1 pseudogene is annotated in these 326 nt (G+C 74.5%); it reads left to right on the forward strand.

Annotated elements, in window-relative coordinates:
- Window positions 1-326 (forward strand): annotated as a pseudogene (locus OO69_RS48460) (oxidoreductase); the annotation flags it as partial.

Below are 326 nucleotides of genomic sequence, written 5' to 3' on the forward strand. Positions count from 1 at the left end.
CGGCATCAGCGTCGGCCAGGACCTGCAGGCCGAGATGCTGGAGTCGCACGGCGAGCTGAGTCTGCGCGGCGCCACCATCGGCGTGTCGCTGAGCCTGCGCGGCGCCCGGCTCCTGAACCCGTACACGCGGCACGCGCTGAACGCCCCGCAGCTGACGGTGGAGCGCACGCTGTACCTGACCCCGGCGGGCCTGGGCAGCCCGCTGCTGCGCGGCACCACGCCCGCGCAGGGCACCCGGATCCAGCACTTCGAGTGCGAGGGCGGGGTGCGGCTCGACGACGGGCGGTTCGGCGACGCGCTCGACCTGGAGCACGCCCGGTTCACCT

The sequence above is a fragment of the Streptomyces sp. NRRL F-525 genome, from assembly GCF_000716605.1.
Taxonomy (GTDB): domain Bacteria; phylum Actinomycetota; class Actinomycetes; order Streptomycetales; family Streptomycetaceae; genus Streptomyces.